The organism is Streptomyces sp. NPDC021115 (assembly GCF_044333065.1).
Taxonomy (GTDB): Bacteria; Actinomycetota; Actinomycetes; order Streptomycetales; family Streptomycetaceae; genus Streptomyces.
This window is the reverse complement of record NZ_JBIRQF010000001.1, coordinates 377,688-396,167: the sequence shown is the minus strand read 5'-3', so window position 1 is coordinate 396,167 and position 18,480 is coordinate 377,688. Positions and strand designations below refer to the sequence as shown.

17 protein-coding genes are annotated in these 18,480 nt (G+C 71.6%); 6 read left to right on the top strand and 11 right to left on the bottom strand.

All coding sequences use genetic code 11. From position 1 onward, the window contains the following. Positions 1-45 precede the first annotated feature (45 nt). The gene (locus ACH4TL_RS01735; protein ID WP_398313493.1) at positions 46-1,191 is read right to left on the bottom strand and encodes an acetate kinase; all 1,146 of its coding nucleotides are present in this window, start codon (positions 1,189-1,191) and stop codon (positions 46-48) included. After that, positions 1,188-3,314, bottom strand: coding sequence for a phosphate acetyltransferase (gene pta / locus ACH4TL_RS01730; protein ID WP_398313495.1), 2,127 nt, complete (start codon positions 3,312-3,314; stop codon positions 1,188-1,190). The genes ACH4TL_RS01735 and pta overlap by 4 nt, the downstream gene beginning before the upstream one ends. A gap of 200 nt (positions 3,315-3,514) precedes the next feature. On the opposite strand from pta, the gene ACH4TL_RS01725 reads away from it, so the two are divergent. The 3 genes from ACH4TL_RS01725 to ACH4TL_RS01715 all read left to right on the top strand — a co-directional run bounded on the left by ACH4TL_RS01725 (position 3,515) and on the right by ACH4TL_RS01715 (position 7,032). After that, a complete protein-coding gene (locus ACH4TL_RS01725) occupies positions 3,515-4,540 on the top strand; it encodes an ATP-dependent 6-phosphofructokinase (protein ID WP_398313497.1) in 1,026 nt (341 codons plus the stop codon). Between the two features lie 75 nt (positions 4,541-4,615). Beyond that, positions 4,616-5,914 carry a hypothetical protein gene (locus ACH4TL_RS01720; protein ID WP_398313499.1) on the top strand — a complete coding sequence of 433 codons (1,299 nt, stop codon included), beginning with the start codon at positions 4,616-4,618 and terminating at the stop codon, positions 5,912-5,914. Beyond that, positions 5,905-7,032: a hypothetical protein gene (locus tag ACH4TL_RS01715; protein ID WP_398313501.1), complete on the top strand. Its 1,128-nt coding sequence runs from the start codon at positions 5,905-5,907 to the stop codon at positions 7,030-7,032. The genes ACH4TL_RS01720 and ACH4TL_RS01715 overlap by 10 nt, the downstream gene beginning before the upstream one ends. On the opposite strand, the gene ACH4TL_RS01710 is transcribed toward ACH4TL_RS01715, so the two are convergent. From ACH4TL_RS01710 to ACH4TL_RS01700, 3 genes are all read right to left on the bottom strand, one after another. Continuing rightward, the gene (locus ACH4TL_RS01710; protein ID WP_398313503.1) at positions 7,022-7,846 is read right to left on the bottom strand and encodes a carbohydrate ABC transporter permease; all 825 of its coding nucleotides are present in this window, start codon (positions 7,844-7,846) and stop codon (positions 7,022-7,024) included. The two genes, ACH4TL_RS01715 and ACH4TL_RS01710, sit on opposite strands and share 11 nt — an antisense overlap. A 118-nt stretch (positions 7,847-7,964) precedes the next feature. Next, entirely contained in the window at positions 7,965-9,407 is a 1,443-nt protein-coding gene (locus ACH4TL_RS01705) for an LCP family protein (RefSeq protein WP_398313505.1), read from the bottom strand. A gap of 118 nt (positions 9,408-9,525) precedes the next feature. Beyond that, positions 9,526-11,610, bottom strand: a complete 2,085-nt coding sequence (locus ACH4TL_RS01700) for a glycosyltransferase (protein WP_398313507.1) — start codon at positions 11,608-11,610, stop codon at positions 9,526-9,528. Positions 11,611-12,043: 433 nt separating this feature from the next. On the opposite strand from ACH4TL_RS01700, the gene ACH4TL_RS01695 reads away from it, so the two are divergent. Further along, a complete protein-coding gene (locus ACH4TL_RS01695) occupies positions 12,044-12,913 on the top strand; it encodes a serine hydrolase (protein WP_398313509.1) in 870 nt (289 codons plus the stop codon). Between the two features lie 64 nt (positions 12,914-12,977). Here the strand turns inward: ACH4TL_RS01695 and ACH4TL_RS01690 are convergent, their stop codons facing one another. Continuing rightward, complete coding sequence (locus ACH4TL_RS01690; protein ID WP_398313511.1) at positions 12,978-13,919, bottom strand: RNA polymerase sigma-70 factor; 942 nt, start codon at positions 13,917-13,919, stop codon at positions 12,978-12,980. A gap of 135 nt (positions 13,920-14,054) precedes the next feature. On the opposite strand from ACH4TL_RS01690, the gene ACH4TL_RS01685 reads away from it, so the two are divergent. Then, entirely contained in the window at positions 14,055-14,543 is a 489-nt protein-coding gene (locus ACH4TL_RS01685) for a carboxymuconolactone decarboxylase family protein (RefSeq protein WP_398313513.1), read from the top strand. Between the two features lie 20 nt (positions 14,544-14,563). Here ACH4TL_RS01685 and ACH4TL_RS01680 read toward each other — a convergent pair whose 3' ends face one another. Both ACH4TL_RS01680 and ACH4TL_RS01675 read right to left on the bottom strand, forming a co-directional pair. Beyond that, the gene (locus ACH4TL_RS01680; protein WP_398313515.1) at positions 14,564-15,208 is read right to left on the bottom strand and encodes a dihydrofolate reductase family protein; all 645 of its coding nucleotides are present in this window, start codon (positions 15,206-15,208) and stop codon (positions 14,564-14,566) included. A gap of 82 nt (positions 15,209-15,290) precedes the next feature. Further along, positions 15,291-15,866, bottom strand: coding sequence for a TetR/AcrR family transcriptional regulator (locus ACH4TL_RS01675; RefSeq protein WP_398313517.1), 576 nt, complete (start codon positions 15,864-15,866; stop codon positions 15,291-15,293). A 70-nt stretch (positions 15,867-15,936) separates the two neighbouring features. Here ACH4TL_RS01675 and ACH4TL_RS01670 point away from each other — a divergent pair, with 70 nt between their 5' ends. Then, positions 15,937-16,527 carry a dihydrofolate reductase family protein gene (locus ACH4TL_RS01670; RefSeq protein WP_398313519.1) on the top strand — a complete coding sequence of 197 codons (591 nt, stop codon included), beginning with the start codon at positions 15,937-15,939 and terminating at the stop codon, positions 16,525-16,527. A gap of 79 nt (positions 16,528-16,606) precedes the next feature. Here the strand turns inward: ACH4TL_RS01670 and ACH4TL_RS01665 are convergent, their stop codons facing one another. The 3 genes from ACH4TL_RS01665 to ACH4TL_RS01655 form a co-directional block, all read right to left on the bottom strand. Next, a complete protein-coding gene (locus tag ACH4TL_RS01665) occupies positions 16,607-17,068 on the bottom strand; it encodes a hypothetical protein (protein ID WP_398313521.1) in 462 nt (153 codons plus the stop codon). 149 nt (positions 17,069-17,217) lie between these two features. Then, positions 17,218-18,030 carry a DUF1963 domain-containing protein gene (locus tag ACH4TL_RS01660; RefSeq protein ID WP_398313729.1) on the bottom strand — a complete coding sequence of 271 codons (813 nt, stop codon included), beginning with the start codon at positions 18,028-18,030 and terminating at the stop codon, positions 17,218-17,220. Beyond that, the gene (locus ACH4TL_RS01655; protein ID WP_398425157.1) at positions 17,930-18,409 is read right to left on the bottom strand and encodes an ATP-binding protein; all 480 of its coding nucleotides are present in this window, start codon (positions 18,407-18,409) and stop codon (positions 17,930-17,932) included. Before ACH4TL_RS01655 ends, ACH4TL_RS01660 begins: the two co-directional genes overlap by 101 nt. Positions 18,410-18,480: the final 71 nt, after the last annotated feature.

Genomic DNA, 18,480 nt, shown 5'->3' with positions numbered 1-18,480 from the left:
TTTCGGAGCGGAATATTTGAGCGCGAGTCGAAGCCGATCCGAAGGTTAGTCGCTGACCAGATCGAACGTCTGGCTCGCGATCTCCAGCTCCTCGTCGGTCGGCACCACCGCGACCGCGACCCGGCTGGTCCCGGCCGAGATCAGCCGCGCCGCCGAACCGCGCACCGCGTTGCGCACCGCGTCCACCTCGATGCCGAACGCGGGAAGATCGCGCAGCGCGGCCTCCCGCACCGCCGCCGAGTTCTCCCCCACACCGGCCGTGAACGCGATCGCGTCCAGCCGCCCCAGCACCGCGGTGTACGCGCCCACGTACTTCCGCAGCCGGTGGATGTAGATGTCGAACGCGAGCTGTGCCGCCGGATCACCCTCGCCCATCCGGCGTCCGATCTCACGCATGTCGTTGTCCCCGCACAGGCCCAGCAGTCCGCTGCGCTTGTTGAGCAGGGTGTCGATCTCGTCCGTCGACATCCCGCCCACCCGGGACAGATGGAAGATCGCCGCCGGATCCAGATCCCCTGAACGGGTACCCATGACCAGGCCCTCCAAGGGGGTCAGTCCCATCGAGGTGTCCACGCACACCCCGCCGCGCACGGCGGAGGCGCTGGCGCCGTTGCCCAGGTGCAGCACGATCGTGTTCAGCTCGGCGACGTCCTTGCCCAGCAGTTCCGCCGTCGCCCGGGTAACGAACGCGTGCGAGGTGCCGTGGAAGCCGTACCGCCGCACCCCGAACCGGTCGGCGGTGTCGGTGTCGATCGCGTACCGGGCCGCCGACTCCGGCATCGTGGAGTGGAACGCGGTGTCGAAGACCGCGACCTGCGGCAGGTCCGGGCGCAGCGCCCGGGCCACCTTGATGCCGGTGACGTTCGCCGGGTTGTGCAGCGGTGCCAGCGGGATCAGCTTCTCGATCTCCTCGACCACCTCGTCGGTGATCAGCGCGGGTTCGGTGAACCGGGTGCCGCCGTGCACCACCCGGTGGCCGATCGCGGCCAGCTCGGGAGAGTCCAGGCCCAGGCCCTGCCCGGCCAGCTCCTCGGAGACCTGCTTGAGCGCCGCCGTGTGGTCGGCGACGGGCCCCTCACCGATCCGCTCCACCAGGCCTGAGGAGAGCCGGGCGCCGTCCGCCATGTCCAGCAGCTGGTACTTGACGGACGAGGAGCCGGAGTTGAGGACGAGGACGCGGGAACCGTTCACGCGGACTGCACTTTCTGTGTCGGGCCCGCCGGACCGGCGGGGGTGGTCGGGGGAGTCTGGGACTGGGCCTGCACGGCGGTGATGGCGACAGTGTTCACGATGTCGGAGACCATCGCCCCGCGGGACAGGTCGTTCACCGGCTTGCGCAGACCCTGGAGCACCGGGCCGACGGCGACGGCGCCCGCCGAGCGCTGCACGGCCTTGTAGGTGTTGTTGCCGGTGTTGAGGTCCGGGAAGATCAGCACGGTGGCCTTGCCCGCCACCTCGGAGTCGGGCAGCTTGGTCGCCGCGACCGCCGCGTCCACCGCGGCGTCGTACTGGATCGGGCCCTCGACCAGCAGATCCGGGCGGCGCTCGCGCACCAGGTCGGTCGCCTTGCGCACCTTGTCGACGTCCGCGCCGGAGCCGGAGGTGCCGGTGGAGTACGACAGCATCGCGATCCGCGGCTCCACCCCGAACCGGGCGGCCGTGGTCGCCGACTGGATGGCGATGTCGGCCAGCTGCTCGGCGTCCGGGTCCGGGTTGACCGCGCAGTCGCCGTACACCAGCACCCGGTCGGCCAGGCACATGAAGAAGACGGACGAGACGATCTGCGCGCCCTCCGCGGTCTTGATGATCTCGAAGGCGGGCCGGATGGTGGCGGCGGTGGAGTGCACCGCGCCCGAGACCATGCCGTCGGCCAGGCCCTCCTGGACCATCAGGGTGCCGAAGTACGAGACGTCGGCGACCACGTCGTACGCCTCCTCGTACGCGACGCCCTTGTGGGCGCGCAGCTTCGCGTAGCTCTCCGCGAAGCGTTCCCGCAGCGGCGAGGTCACCGGATCGACGATCTGCGCCTCGGCGAGCTGGATGCCCAGCTCGGCGGCGCGCTTGCGGATCGCGTCCTCCTCGCCCAGCAGTGTGAGGTCGCACACATCGCGGCGCAGCAGCACGTCGGCGGCGCGCAGCACCCGCTCCTCGGAGCCCTCGGGCAGCACCACCCGGCGACGCCCTGACCGGGACCGCTCGATCAGCTCGTGCTCGAACATCATCGGCGTGACCCGGCCGGAGCGGGCCACCGCGATGCGGTCGGTCAGCGCGGTGGTGTCCACATGGCGCTCGAAGAGGCCGAGGGCGGTCTCGGCCTTGCGCGGCGCGCCCGCGTTCAGCTTGCCCTCGATGGCGAACAGCTCGGCCGCGGTCGGGAAAGAGCCGCCGGCCACCGCCGCCACCGGGGTGCCGGGGGCCAGCCGGCCCGCCAGCGCCAGGATGTCGGGCCCCGGCCGCTCGTCCAGGGTGAGCAGCACCCCGGCGATCGCGGGGGCGCCCGCACTGTGCGCGGCGAGCGCGCCGACGATCAGGTCCGCGCGGTCGCCGGGCGTCACCACCAGGCAGCCCTCGGTGAGGGCGGGCAGGAAGTTGGGCAGCATGGCGCCGCCGAAGACGAAGTCCCGGACGTTCCGGGAGAGTCCGGCGTGGTCGCCGAGCAGGACGTCGGCGCCGAGGGTGCGCACGATCTGGGAGACGGTGGGCGCCGACAGCTCCCCGTCCTCGGGCAGGACGTAGCCGGGCACCGGGAGCCGGGCGGCCAGCCGCTCGGCGATCTCCGCGCGGTCGCCGGGGGCGGCCCGGTTGACGACGACGGCGACGACGTCGCAGCCCTGCGCCTCGTACGCGCGGTAGGCGTTGTGGGCCTCGGCGCCGACGGCGTCGGTGTTCTGGTCCTGGCCGCCGACGACCGTGATCACGGTGGCACCGAACTCGTTGGCGAGCCGGGCGTTCAGCCCCAGTTCGTCCGGGAGGCTGGTGTCCGCGTAGTCGCTGCCCAGCACGAGGACGTACTCGTACTCGCGGGCCATCTCGTGGAAGCGGTCGACCAGCCGCGAGACCAGCTCGTCCGAGCCCTTCTCGGCCTGGAGGGCGGCCGCCTCCTCGTAGCTCATGCCGCTCGCCGAGGCGGGCGGCTGGCTGAGCCGGTAGCGGGCCCGCAGCAGATCGAAGAGGCGGTCGGGGTCGTCGTGCACCAGGGGCCGGAAGACGCCGACCCGGTCGACATGGCGGGTCAGCAGCTCCATGACCCCCAGCTCGACGACCTGGCGGCCGTCACCCCGTTCGATCCCGGTCACGTACACGCTGCGCGTCACGCGTGCTCTCCGTTTCCTCGGCGTCGTCCTTCATGCATCCTTTCGGACGCAAATTGGCCACTTTCTGCGGCCCAGTCCTCTTGACAATACCTTCGGCCGTGGTTAAGGCGCTCGGCAGCGTGCGGGACACAGCACTACCCCGCTCATGAAACAATCGGACTGGCTCACATCTACCCGTAGGGAGCAGGAGACACAGCACGATGCGCATCGGAGTTCTCACCGCGGGCGGAGACTGCCCCGGCCTCAACGCTGTGATCCGGTCGGTCGTGCACCGTGCGGTCGCCGGCCACGGGGACGAGGTGATCGGCTTCGAGGACGGCTTCAAGGGACTCCTCGACGGCCGTCACCGCAAGCTCGACCTCGACGACGTGAGCGGCATCCTGGCCCGCGGCGGCACCATCCTCGGCTCCTCCCGGCTGGAGCGCGCCCGGCTGCGCGAGGCGTGCGAGACCTCCAAGGACCACGCCCGCGACTACGGCATAGACGTGCTGATCCCGATCGGCGGCGAGGGCACCCTGACCGCCGCCCGGATGCTGTCGGACGCGGGGCTGCCCATCGTCGGCGTCCCCAAGACCATCGACAACGACATCTCCTCCACCGACCGCACCTTCGGCTTCGACACCGCCGTCGGCGTCGCCACCGAGGCCATGGACCGCCTCAAGACCACCGCCGAGTCCCACCAGCGGGTCATGGTCGTCGAGGTCATGGGGCGGCACGCGGGCTGGATCGCCCTGGAGTCCGGCATGGCGGGCGGCGCCCACGGCATCTGCCTCCCGGAGCGGCCCTTCGAGGTCGACGGGCTGGTCAAGATGGTCGAGGAGCGCTTCGCGCGCGGCAAGAAGTTCGCGGTCATCTGCGTCGCCGAGGGCGCGCACCCCGCAGAGGGCGCGATGGACTACCAGAAGGGCGAGATCGACCAGTACGGGCACGAGCGGTTCGCCGGGATCGGCAACCGGCTCGCGGCCGAACTGGAGCGGCGGCTCGGCAAGGAGGCCCGCCCGGTCATCCTCGGCCACGTCCAGCGCGGCGGCACGCCCACCGCGTACGACCGCGTCCTGGCCACCCGCTTCGGCTGGCACGCCGTCGAGGCCGCCCACCGCGGCGACTTCGGCATGATGACGGCGCTGCGCGGCACCGACATCACCATGGTGCCGATCGCCGAGGCGGTCACCGAGCTGAAGACCGTCCCCGCCCACCGCATGGACGAGGCCGAATCCGTCTTCTGAGCCACCACCTCGTACGGTCCCCGCCTGACCCGGGGGGACGGAGTCGATCAGGGGGGGTAGGGAGTCACCGGCGGGATGGGCGGGTTAACGGACCGGGCGTGGCTGCGCTACGCGACCCTCTTCGCACTGATAACGGCGCTGGTCACCGGCGCCGTCATCGCGATCGGCGGCAACGGCGGCGGCCATCTCGCCGCCAACCGCGACCAGTTACGGAGGGCCTGCGACGGCGCCCTGCCGTACGGCGACCTCGAAGGGCTGGTGCGCGACGCCCGGCCCGGTGAGCTGCGGCAGCACGGCACGATGCTCGCGCCCGGCCAGGACAGCCGCTCCCTGCTCGACTGCTCGCTCTCCTGGGGCGGCGGCAACGCGGTCCGCGTCCACGCCGAGGCGCTGGTCTCGGACGTGCCGCAGGGCATGGAGACCCGCCAGATCGTGAACCCGGGCCCCGGCGGCACGTTCACGGCACCCGGCACCACCGGCCGGTACGGCGCGCGCGGCGCCTGGCTGGTCGCCGACTGCCAGGACGGTCTTGACGGCCGGGTCCGGCCGACGACCGATCTGTACGTCACGGCCAGGATCACCGACGGAAGCGCCGGAGGCGCGGGCGACGCCGACCGCAGAACCGCGCTCACCGGTTTCCGCACCGCCGTTCATGTCGCCAACACCATCACCCGGGCGCAGCGCTGCGGCGGGCCCCCGCTGAACCCGCCGTCCCAGGTCGTGGCCACGGCTCCGGACCGGGGCGGGTACCAGGGCGGCGGCCTGACCGGACCCGCCTCGCGGCGCTGCGACTGGATCAGCCCGTCCTCGGTCCCGGGGCTCAGGCCCGGGGCGTGGACCACGCGCGGCGACGCCCAGGACTCCACCTCCTTGAGCGCCTGCACCGGCGACTGGGACCCCGACGCCCGGCCCAACCAGGGCGAGACGCCGCAGGAGTGGCAGATCACCGGGGTCGAGGCGGCCAGCTGGACGGGGGTCCTGGGCCGGTCCGCTTACGACTCGTACGAGCGCGAGGGTCATGTGCCCGGCTGGGGCGCGGACGAGGAGAACCGGCTGGCGCAGGCCGAACCCCCGGGCAACGAGGATGCGGGGGACCGGGTGGACCGCGTCCCCTCCTACCTCACCCACCCCCAACTCGCGCTGTGGGCCCAGTCGGTGTGCGGCGGCCGGGTCACCTACCACCGCGTCTCCGTCCTGCCCCGGCTGCGCATACCCGACGGCGAGACGGTCCCGCTCGGCCCCGAGCGGCGCGCCGCGCTCTCCGAGACCGCGCACACCCTGCTGGCCCGCTATCTGGGCGCCGAGGACGGCTGGCCGAAGACGGCGGGCTGCCGCGACACCAAGGTGCTCGGGGAGGTGGAGGAATGGCACTGACGATCGGGCCGCGGTCGCTGGTCACCCGGCGGCAGGTGCGCGGCTTCGCGGCGAGCGCCCTCGTACTGGCCGTCCTCGCCGGAGTGATCGTCTGGTTCGCCGGCCGCGACGACCGGGCGCTGGACCAGGCGTGCGGCGGGGCTCTCGCCGCGGACGAGGTGCGCGCGGTGCTCGGCGACAGCGGCATGGACGTCACCAGCCGCACCGAGGGCGCCTTCGACAGCCGCCGCGGCACCTCCCTGGCGGTGCGCTGCGAGGTGACCGCCGAGGACAAGGGCCGCGTCGACGTCACCATCTCCGGGGCGCCGCGCCCCCGCGCCGAGTACGGCACCGGCGAGCTGTACACGGCCGTACCCGCCCGCGACACCCTGCCCGTCCCCCTGGGCCACGGCTGGTCCGGCCTCTTCGCCACCGACAACGCCCGCCAGGGCGACCGCGGCGACGGCAAGGCGACCACCGCCGTGCTGCTCGACTGCGCCGGGGGCGGCCGCAGTCTGCTGATCACCGTCGAGACCGCGCTGAACGGCGCCACCCTGGACGACCCCGCCACCCGGCCCGCCTTCGTCCGCACCGCCCTCGCCACCGCGCGACGGGCCGACGACCACTGGAGCTGCGGCGCCCGGCTGGGCAAGCCGGTCCGCAGTGTGGACCTGCCGGTGAACGAGGACGAATACCAACCGCTGCTCGGCGCCACCGGCACCTGCGCGACCGTCCCCACCGCCGCCCGCTCCGCCGTCTCCACGGCCCGCGAGACCGCCCGGGCCCGCGCCCCGCGCGAGATCTGCGCCCTCGGCGACCGCGACGGTTCGTCCCGCTACCGGCTGGACGCGTACTACGGGCCGTACGCGGAGGACGCCCGCGCCCAGTACACGCGGAACGGCGGCGACGAGGGCGTCACCCCCGCCGAGAAGCCCGCCGGGCGGCTCGGCCAGAGCGCGTACTGGGCCGGGGCGGACTGTCCGGACGGCGCCCCGCGCGCCCTGTATCTGATCCGCGCCGACGACGCGGACGGCGATGTCCGCGTCCGCCCGGACCTCGGCTACGAACGCGAGGCACTGAAGGCGTTCGCCGCCCGGTCCGCCCAAGAGCATGGTTGTGAAGCGCCGTTCACCCCTTGACGGCACCGCCGAGCGTGAAGCCGCCGCCCAGTCGCCGGGCGATGAGCACGTACAGCAGCAACACCGGGGTGGAGAAGAGGACGGAGAACGCGGCGAGTTGCCCGTAGACGATCTGCCCGTGGTTGCCGAAGAAGGTGAAGATGGAGACGGACGCGGGGAGTTGTTCGGGCGTGAGCAGCAGCATGAAGGGGACGAAGAAGTTGCCCCACATCATGATGAAGCTGTAGATCGTCACGACCGTCATGCCCGGGCCCATCAGCGGCAGGATGACCCGCGTCAGGCTCTGCGCCCAGGACGCGCCGTCCGTCCAGGCCGCCTCCTCCAGGATCACCGGCACGCCGTCCATGAAGTTCTTCATCAGCCAGATGGCGAAGGGGAGTTGCGAGGCGGCGAGGAAGAGCGCGGTGCCGGACATGGTGTCGATCAGGTCGACCTGGACGAAGAGCCCGTAGACCGGGACCATGATCGCGGTGATCGGCAGACACGTCGTGAACAGCACGGTCATCAGATACGGCCGCACCAGCCGCGACCGGAACCGCGACAGCGGATACGCGGCGAGCGCCGCGCACGCGACCGTCAGCGCGGTGGCGCTGCCGCACAGCACCAGGCTGTTGAGCATCGGCGTGAACGTGATCTCGTCCGTCCACACCGCCGAGAAGTTGTCCAGCGTCGGGCTGCCGGGCACCGACACCCGTAACGTCGCCTCGCCGTCGACCGAGGCGAGCACCAGCCAGGCCAGCGGGAGGACGAAGGCCGCCGCGACGACCAGCAGCGCGGCGTCCGCCGCCAGCCGACGGCGTGAGTGCACGGACACCTGGGACCTCCTCGCGCGCTCGCGAGCGCAGTCGATCAGCGCCGTCGATCAGCACCGCCGATCAGCGTCCCGTCCATGAAACCGTCCGCCCCGCCGGGAGGGAAGACGGCGACACCCCCTAAGGCTGCGGCGCCGCTGCCGGGCGGCCGGGCAGCGATGAGGGCACGGACACCGGCTGGTCGTTCTGGATCTGGCCGAAGAGCCGCTTCGCCTGCGCGGTGTCCCACAGCACGGCGCTGCCCTTGGAGGTCTTGAGGTTGGTGTTGGACACCGGGACGTTGAGCTGCTTGCCCTTGCCCGAGGTGACTCCCTTCATCGCCTCGAACAGCGACATCAGGGTCTGGAGGTTCATCTTCTTGTCCACGATGAGCGTGTCCAGACCCGCGCTGACGGTCGGGAACGCCGCGAACGGGTTGGCCAGCACGCCCGGGGTGGCGGCCTTCTTCGCCAGGGCGGCCAGGAACTTCTGCTGGTTCTGGGTGCGCCCCAGGTCGCCGTTGGCCTCCTGCTTGCGCTGCCGTACGAAGGACAGCGCCTTGCCGCCGTCGAGGGTCTGGCAGCCCTTCTTCAGGTCCAGCCCGGACTTCGGGTCCTTGATGTCGCGGTCCACGCACATCCGTACGCCGCCGACCGCGTTCACGATGTCCACGAAGCCGCCGAAGCCGATCTCCGCGTAGTGGTTGATGTGGACCCCGGTGTTGCGCTCGATGGTCTGGACGAGGAGGTCGGGGCCGCCGCGCGAATAGGCCGCGTTGAGCTTGTTGTTCTCCTCGCCGTAGCGCTTGCCGGTCTCGGGGCGCACGTACGACGGCACCCGCACCCAGGAGTCGCGCGGCAGGCTCATCATCGTGGTGCCGTTGGCGCCGGTGTGCAGCACCATCATCGAGTCCGTGCGGCCGCCCTCGGCCGAGCCGGTGCTCAGGCTCTGCTTGGCCGAGGCGGACAGACCCGCACGGCTGTCGGAGCCCACGATCAGGTAGTTGGTGCCCTTGCCGAGCGGCGGGCGACCGGTGGCCTTGTCGAGGTCGACCTGCCGGTTCATCTGGGTGTCGGCCCAGACGTAGGCGCTGCCGGTCGCGACGAGCAGCGCCGACACCGCGACGAGCGCGATCCGGGTCAGGCGGCGGCGCCGGCTGAGCGGTTCCTTGGGGGCGCGGCGCCGTACGACGGGGGGCTCGGCGTCGGTCTCGTCCCGGAACAGGGGCCGCTGGTCGGGACCACCGGCCGCGCGCCTCGTCCCCGTTCTGCCCGGACCCACCCCGCCCCCGCCCGGAATCCCGCCTCCGCCCGGGACCGGCCCGGCGGCACCCGGAATCCCGCCTCCGCCCGGGACCGGCCCGGCGGTGCCCGGAGTCGGGGGCGGGGGCGGCGGTGGGTTGGGGGCGGGCGGTACGACGGGGAACGACTCGGTCGGTGCGTTGGCCGTCTCGTAGGCCCGGGCCGCTCCCGGCGTCTCCTCCGACTGCCGCGTCGGCTGCTGCCGGAGGTAGGCCGCCGTCCCCTGCTGCCGCTGCTCTCCCTGCCGGTTCGCGTCTGCCCACCCTTCCCGCCTGTCACTCACGGGGGCAGCCTCCCTTCGGATGGAAACGTCCGTATGCCTGTGCCTGCTGACTACTGATACGGCTGCGGCCGCCCGTTATCTCGATGCGAGGCCCTGTGATGTCAGGCGCTGCGAAAAGTCAGGCTCTCTGGTACGCGGCCGGGTCGCGGAGCGTCTCCCCGGCCGTCCCGGAGCGCTGGATGCGGTGCCACTTCAGCCGGGCGCCGAGCAGCAGGGCGACCACGGACTGGATGACCACCAGATACATCAACTGCCGGTAGGCGAACAGCTGGAACGGCAGCGACCACAGGGTCCGCATCCGCTCCCCGTCCAGCCGCAGCGCGTATCCGGCGCACACCGTCTGGATGCCCAGGTACGCGAGCCACACCCCGGCCGACTCCGTGGGGTCCTGGAAGAGGATGCCGTACAGCGCGAAGAGGTCGATCACGGGCGCCAGCAGCGGCAACACGACCTGGAAGAGCGCGAGATACGTCAGCCCGCGGCGGCCGAACCGGCCCATCGGGCCCAGCGAGATCATGGCGCGGCGGTGCTTCCACATGGCCTGGAGGGTGCCGTAGCCCCATCGGTAGCGCTGCCGCCACAGCTGGCGCAGCGAGGTGGGGACCTCGGTCCAGGCGACCGCGGTCTCCTCGTACACCACCTTCCAGCCGGCCCGCCACAGCGACATCGTGAGGTCGGTGTCCTCGGCGAGGGTGTCCTCGCTGACCCCGCCGACCGCCATCAGCGCCTCCCGCCGGAACGCGCCGATGGCGCCGGGGACGGTCGGCATGCACTCCAGCACCTCGAACATGCGGCGGTCGAGGTTGAACCCGAAGACGTACTCCAGGTGCTGCCACCGCCCCAGCAGGCTGCGCCGGTTGCCGACCTTGGTGTTCCCGCTGACCGCCCCGATGGCGGGCTGGGCGAGCGGCTGGATGAGCTGGCGGATGGCGTCCGGTTCGAAGACGGTGTCGGCGTCGACCATGACCACGATGTCGTGCTTGGCGTGCGCCAGCCCGGTGTTGAGCGCGGTCGGCTTGCCCGAGTTGGGCTGGCGTATCACCAGCACCCGGGAGTCGTTGCTCGCGGCGGCGATCTCGGCGGTCCGGTCGGTCGACCCGTCGTCGATCACGATGACCTGGAGCTTCTGGTGGGTGGAGGCGAGCAGGGACTGGATGGTGCCCTCGATGCCCGCCTCCTCGTTGTACGCGGGGACCAGCACCGTCACCGGGTCGTTGACGATGGGCGGCGGGTCGTCGGGCCGGTAGCGGGTGATCCGCCGGACATGGGCGCGGGCGAACACCACCAGCAGCACCAGCCGCAGCACGCCCAGCGCGCCCGCGATGCCCAGCACCCACGTCATGATGGTCACGAAGGCGCGGCCCACGGCCGCCAGCGAGATCAGGGCGGTGCCCTGCCAGCGCTCCATGGTGGACGAACGGGTCTCCACCGGCGGCACTCCGAGCCCGCCCGTCACCGTCGTGAACCGCTGCACCCGCGGGTTCTTCAGCAGCCTTTCCGTCTCCTGGTACGCGGTGTCCGTCTGCGCGAGCTGCCGGACCAGCCCCTGCGACGGCCGCCGCGTCGGCTTGTCCGCGGCGACCAGCGCGTACCCCTTCGTGGCGACCTTGCGCGCCGCCTGCCACTCGACGCCGCACAGCGTCTCCACGTCCGTGGTCAGCGGCATCCGCATCAGCCGCGGCTCGGCACCCACGGTGCCCGCGAGTGCCGACTCGGTCAGCGACAGCTCCATCGAGGAGCGGACGGAGGACGCCGTGCCCATGTCGGCGCCGGTGTAGGTGTTCGAGCCGATCTCATGGCCCTCGGCTCTGATCCGCCGCACCAGCTCCGGATGCTCGGCCGCCTTGGCGCCGTTGAGGAAGAACGTCGCACGGGCCTTGTTGCGGCGCAGCAGATCGAGGATGCGCGGCGTCCACTCGGGGTCGGGGCCGCCGTCGTAGGTGAGTGCCACCGTGCCGGGCGGCATGCTCACCGTCTTCACCTGGCCGTTGTTGATCTGCACCACCGGACCGCCGCCGACGATGCTCTTGGGCACCGGACTGGTGCACGCGGGCCGCGACTTCGCGGCGTCGACCTCATGGGTGGTCCAGCCCTGGAACATCAGCAGGCCGAACATGAGGGGAAGGCTCAGGGAGAGCAGCAGCCAGTGCGCGCGCGGGTCACGGGACCGCTTGTGTCGGCCTCCTCGGATCGGGTGGCTCATCGGCTTGATCGTCCCCCAGGGGTCAGGGTCGCATGAGCCACGGCCAACGTGGCACGTCTTCGGTCGATGGTCGGAGGAGCCGTCGCGGCGCGGGCCGTCGCCGGCGCGGCTCGGACGGTCTCACCGTAGTGAGGGCGGCTCAGCACCCCTGCCGAACCGGCGGCAACGGATAAGAATCCGCCGACGCCGCCCTGTGGGCTGCCTGATCACGTATCGTCGGTCGGCGGCCCGGCCTTGTCCGCTTCGTTTACCGGCCCCGGGGTGCCGGGCCCATCGTGGAGTGATCCCGTGAGACTCGGACGCGTCATTGAACCCAACCCCGCCTTTGACCATGGCGTCTTACCGAGCCAGAACGCCGGGTGCCGTCGGCCGACGCACGGAGCGAAGGCACCCGCGTGGCGAACCGCACCACGAACGAATGGGCAAGCACACCATGAGGCGACACCGACGTATATCCCGGCTTACCCGTACCACCCTGGCGTCAAGAGCCGTGCTGGCCGTTGGCGCGCTCGTGCCGACGCTGACCTCGGCGGGGGCAGCTCAGGCAGTTCCCCGGCAGCCGGTGAACTGCACCTCGGACAGGCCGGACCTCGCCGACCAGCTCTCCGAGGACATCGCGTCGGCACTGGACGACTCCAAGGCCACGACGGCGATCAGCCTCCACGACAGCACCACGAACACCACCTGCACCCTGGACGCGGACCGGAAGTTCGACTCCGCGAGCACCGTCAAGGTGACCGTGCTCGCCACGCTGCTGTGGGACGCGCGTAAGGACGGCCGCGCCCTGACGCAGAAGGAGAAGGAGCTGGCCACCGCCATGATCACAGAGTCCGACAACAGCGCCACCACCGCGCTGTGGGACCAGCTCGGGCCTGACGAGGTCAACGGATTCCTGCGGGCCGCCGGAATGACCGACACCACCCTCGACGGCGAGGGCCACTGGGGGCTCACCCAGATCACCGCCCGCGACGAGGCGAAGCTCCTCCAGCTCGTGACCCACGCGAACCGTGTGCTCGACGACGATTCCCGCGCCTACATCCTGAAGCTGATGGGCGAGGTCATTCCCTCGCAACGCTGGGGCACCCCGGCCGGCGCGCCGAGTGACGCCCAGGTGCATGTGAAGAACGGCTGGCTGGAGCGGGCCACGAACGCCTGGCGCGTGCACAGCCTCGGCGCCTTCACCGGCGGTGGCCACGACTACACGATCACGGTGCTCTCGCAGGGCAGCGCCACGATGGACGAAGGCGTCGCCACCATCGAGGGCGTCGCCCGCGCGGTCCACACCGACCTCAACGCGCGCTGACCGGAACGGGCCGCGGAACCGGGGACGCCCTGGTTCCGCGGCCGCCGCCGGTACGGGGCCCCCTTCAGCGTCGGAGGACGTTCGCTTCCCGCATGCGCGACAGCTTCTCGGGGTTGCGTACCGCGTACAGCCCGGTGATCAGGCCGTCGTCGATGCGCACCGCCACGACGGTGTCGACCGCGCCGTCCGGGCCGCCCTCCCGGAGGATCAGCGCCGGGTGGCCGTTGACCTGCGTGGGCGTCAGCGACCCCACGGTGGCCATCCTGCCCAGACCGGCGGCCAGCAGACGGCCCACCTTGTCCGCCCCCACGATCGGCCGCGGGACGGCCTGCTTGATGCCGCCGCCGTCACCCAGGAAGACGACGTCCGGCGCGAGGATGTCGAGCAGGCCCTGGATGTCGCCCGTGTCGGCCGCCCGCTGGAACGCGTCGAGCGCGCCGCGCGCCTCCGCCGGGGACACGGTCCCGCGCGGACGCCGCGCCGCCACATGTGTCCGCGCCCGGTGCGCGATCTGGCGCACCGCGGCCGGGCTCTTGTCGACGGCCTCCGCGATCTCGTCGTACCCCAGGTCGAACACCTCGCGCAGCACGAACACCGCCCGCTCGGTCGGCGCCAGCGTCTCCAGCACCAGCAGCATCGCCATCGACACGCTTTCGGCCAGCTCGACGTCCTCGGCCACGTCCGGGGCGGTCAGCAGCGGCTCGGGCAGCCAGGGTCCGACGTACGACTCCTTGCGGCGGCCGAGCGTACGCAACCGGCTCAGCGCCTGGCGGGTGGTGATCCGGACCAGATACGCGCGCTGGTCCCGCACCACGCCGAGATCGACGCCCGCCCACCGCAGCCAGGTCTCCTGGAGGACGTCCTCCGCGTCGGCGGCCGAGCCGAGCATTTCGTAGGCCACCGTGAACAGCAGATTGCGATGGGCGACGAACGCCTCGGTGGCCGTGTCCTCTGTGCGCTTCACCGGCTGCTCCTGCCTGCTCGTCCTCCACGATGCCACGCGCATGAGACGCCGGTCGCCGAGGCTTTGTGACACCTGTCGCCGGTGGCGCACGTCACACGGCCGCCCCTGTCACAGGGAGCGGCGCGCAGACATCTCGTGTGCATCCAGTTCCACGCCACGAGATGAGAGGACGACCTCATGACCTCCTCCCGCTTCAACCTCTTCGAGAACCAGCTCGGCGCCAAGTTCTCCAAGCGGTTCGCCAACGCCGCTCTGCTGATCCACCAGTCGTCGCTGCCACGGTCCACGCAGGAGCTGGTGTCGCTGCGCGCCAGCCAGATCAACGGCTGCGGCTGGTGCGTCGACATGCACACCAAGGAGGCCGCGGCAGCCGGAGAGACCGCGGTCCGGCTGGGCCTGGTCGCCGTCTGGCGCGAGTCCACTGTCTTCACCGAGGCCGAGCAGGCCGCCCTGGCCCTCGCCGAAGAGGGCACCCGGCTCGCCGACGCCGACCCCGGCGTGTCCGACGAGACCTGGGCCCGGGTGCGCGAGCACTACGACGACGACCAGATCGCCGCGCTGGTCTCGCTGGTCGCCCTGATCAACGCGGCCAACCGGATGGCCGTGATCGTGCACCAGCGGGGCGGCTCGTACGAGCCCGGCATGTTCGCCGCCGCGCTCAGCTGACCCGGGCCGGGCCCTTCGCGTCACTTCCGCCAGAACAGGTGGTGGATCACCCCGCTCGGGCTGGGCACGACGTCGAGGTGGAACCGGTCGCGCAGCTCGTCGGGCGACTCCCAGAGCCGTTCCCCGGCCTTCAGCTCCACCGGCGCGACCACCACGTGCAGGGTGTCGACGAGGTCGGCGTCGAGGAACGCCCGGACGGTGCTGACCCCGCCGCCGAGCCGTACGTCCTTGCCCTGTGCCGCGTCCCGCGCCCGCGCGAGGACCGAGGCCGGATCGCCGCCGACGAAGTGGAACGTGGTGTCGGAGAGCGTGAACGAGGGGCGCGGGTGGTGGGTCATGACGAACACCGGCGTGTGGAACGGCGGCTCGTCACCCCACCAGCCGCGCCACTCGTGGTCCTGCCAGGGCCCGCGCTGCGGCCCGAACTTGTTGCGGCCCATGATCTCGGCGCCGATGTTGCGGGCGAAGTCCCGCGTGAAGTAGTCGTCCAGCCCGCGGCTCCCACCGGGATCGGTGCGCCCGGGCCAACTCGCCGTGGCCATGGCCCAGGCCATCAGCTGCCCGGGATCGGCGTGGCCGAACGGTCTCTCCAGGCTCTGGTGCTCACCGGCGCCGAATCCGTCCCGCGAGACGGTGAAGTTCTGGACTCTCAGCAGCTGCGTCATGCGGCTCCTCCTGTGGGTGTCGACGACGGTTGGACCGCCCGGCCCGGAGAAACTCATCGCCGCGGCGACGACTTTCTGCGTCTCACGGCGTGACGACGCGTTCGACGGCCGCCGCGACGAGGGCGTCCCGCTCGGCCTCCGAGAGCACGTCAGGCAGCGTGAGCTGCTCGACGATCAGCCAGTTGAGCGCCAGATACAGCAGCCGGACCGCCGTCGCGTCACCGGGCAGGCCGGACTCCTCGTGATACGCCACGTTGGCCGCCAGGTCGGCGCGGACGCGCTCGGTCAGCACCGCGCGCAGGGCGGGCCGCCGGGTGGCCTCCAGACGGAGTTCGAGGAGCGCCAGATAGCCGGTGCGGAAGGCGCTGATCCGGCCGACCAGCTCGCGCATCAGCGCCGCGTACCCCTCCCGGTCCCGGGTGCTCGCCTGCTGCCGGGCGATGGTCTCCTCGTCGGGCTGGAGCCGTTCGTAGACCCGGGCCCCGGCCTGGGTGAGCAGGTCGTCGCGGTTGGCGAAGTAGTTGGAGGCCGTCCCGGCGGGCACGGCGGCCTCGGTGTCCACCGCCCGGAAGGTGAGGCCCCGCGCGCCCTCGGCCGCCAGCACCTCGATGGCGGCGTCGACGAGGGCCGCCCTTCGCTCGTCGTTCCTGCGCACCATTGACACCACTCCAGCTGTAGTACTACGTTCACACCGCCTCAAGAAGAGTACTACGACTGGAGTGGTGTGCATGCGAGAACTGGTCTACTACGTCGCCGTCAGCATCGACGGCTACATCGCCGGGCCGGGCGGGGAGTACGACTTCTACCCCTCCGGCGACGAGGCGCAGACCGCCGCGTACCGGAACTCGATGAACCAGCGCTACCCCGAGACCGTCCCCACCGCCGCCCGCGCCGCCTACGGCCTCACCGACGCGCCCAACCGGCACTTCGACACCGTCCTGATGGGCCTCGGCGCCTACCGCCCCGCGCTGGACGCGGGCATCACCAGCCCGTACGCCCATCTGCGCCAGTACGTCGTCTCCACCACCCTCGGCCCCAGCCGCGACCCGGCCGTGACCGTGGTCGACGGCGACCCGCTCACCCTGGTCCGCGACCTCAAGCGGGAGGAGGGCCAGGCCATCTGGCTGTGCGGCGGCGGCCGCCTCGCGGCCACGCTGCTGCCCGAGATCGACCGGCTGATCGTCAAGAGCTACCCGGTGGTCGCGGGTGCCGGAATCCCCGCGTTCCACGGCGCGTTCGACCCCACCGTCTTCCGGGCGACCGACCGCGAGTCCTTCGACGGCGGCCCGACGGTCACGTGGTTCACCCGCCGCCGCTGACCCGGACACCACGACGCCCCTCCGCTTCCCGTCGTCGGGGAGGCGGAGGGGCGTTCGTGCGGGCCGGGCGGCGCCGGGGTTACGCGGTGACGCTGACGGGCGAGAGGCAGGACTCCCAGTCGCCCTTGACCAGGCAGACCTTCATGGTGTGCCTGGCACCCTCGGCGAGGTTGCCGGTCTTCCAGGCGCTCCAGTAGGGCGAGCCGTGACCGCGCGTCGAGGCCACGCGACCGGTGTCGAGGCGGGCCTCGATCCCCAGGCCGTCGGCGGCGCCGTCGTAGGCGATGAGGGCGTCACCGGGGTCGGTGGCGCCGTCCCCGTTGATGTCGCCGCCCGGGTCCTGGCTCCAGATGCCCGTCCCGGCGTAGGCGCCGTCGGCGTAGATGTCCACCCCGACGTACGGGCTCTGGGCCACCTGCGATCTGAGGACGTAGGTGAGCTTGGGCTTCCCGTCGTCCGCCTGGGCGGTGGCCTGAGTGGCCGCCACGGTGCCCAGTGCGAGCAGAGCGGCAACGCCAACCTTAATGATCTTTCGAGTCATATATCCCCCTTGTGTCTTGAAATCCCCCTGCGAATCAGGGAGCACCATGCTTAACCGGGCGGTGACGTGCAACAAGTGCGATTTCGGCCGCCGGTGACGGAGGTATAGGCCATTCCGCTGTCGGCTGTGGATGGCCTATGAAGGGGCTGTCACCAGATGTCCGGGGTCGGGATCGCCTGGGTGAAGTCGCCCGCCCGCAGGGCCTCGGTGGGGATCGACCAGTGCATCCAGCCGCCGTCGCCGCCGATCCACCACTCGTCCTGGCCGGACAGCTGGAGCAGGTGGTGGTAGAGGTTCGGGTCCTCGTGGTTCGGCAGCATCGGCGAGCTGCCAGTGGGGAATTCGGGGCGGCCGAAGGCGATGTCCTCGGAGTCGAGCGCGCCGGGCCGTTGCGACCACTCGGTCAACAGGCCCTCCAGGTGCATGGCGGGCATGGCCCGGGCCATGTCGTCAACGTCGGGCCCAAGGTCGAGGGCGTTCCAGGCGGGGTCCCAGCTGTCGGGGAAGGCGAACCCGGGCGACACCGCCCACGGGACCGGATCGAAGACGCTGGACCGGGCGGGCGGGGCCGCTTCGACGGCGTGCGCCGAGCGCGCCGCGATCACCGCCCCCAGCTCAGGGGCGAGGCAGCCGTACTTCAGCGACAGCTCCATGGCTTCCGGGTCGGACCGGTCGGAGTCGCTGTCGAGGGAGAAGAAGTTGAGCAGGCCCGTCCCGGCCGGGAGGACGCCGTCGAGCCAGGGCGCGAGGGCGTCGGTGTCGAGGACGGCGAGCAGGCTCAGCGGGAGACCGTCGCAGGTCGGCCAAGGGGTGCCGGGTTCGAGCATGGCCCGCCCACCGAAACGGCTGTGCCCCGCGGCCTCACCCGGCTCGGCTTCGGTGAGTGCGAAGCCTGGACGGGCGAGGCGGACGAAGCGGTCTGCGAGGTCCGCGCCGAGACGTTCGGCGCAGAAGTCGCGCAGGGCGGTGAGCGTGGCGTTCGGTTCCATGCGGGGGATTCAAGCAGCCGGGTGTGACACCGCGGTCATGGCGTGGCCAGGTCGAGTTCGGCCCAGATCTCCTTGCCGACGTGCGCTCGCGTACGCCCCAACGGGCGGCAACCGCACGGACGATGAGCAGCCCCCGGCCGTGCCGGTCGTCGGGGGACGGCTGGCGGGGCTGGGGGAGACGTTCGCCCTTGGGGTCGGCGACGGCGATGCGCAGTGTGGTTTTCGTCAGCGTGAGGTGGACGCGGAACAGCCGCCCACGGATGCGGCCGTAACGCACGGCGTTGGTGGCCAGCTCGGAAACGATGAGCGCGGCGTCGTCGGCGACGCCGGGGTGCCCCCACTCGGCGACCATCCGTGCGGCGTGCTGGCGGGCGCGGGTCACGCTTATCGGTGCCGGGACGTAGTCGACGCGGTCCTCGTTGA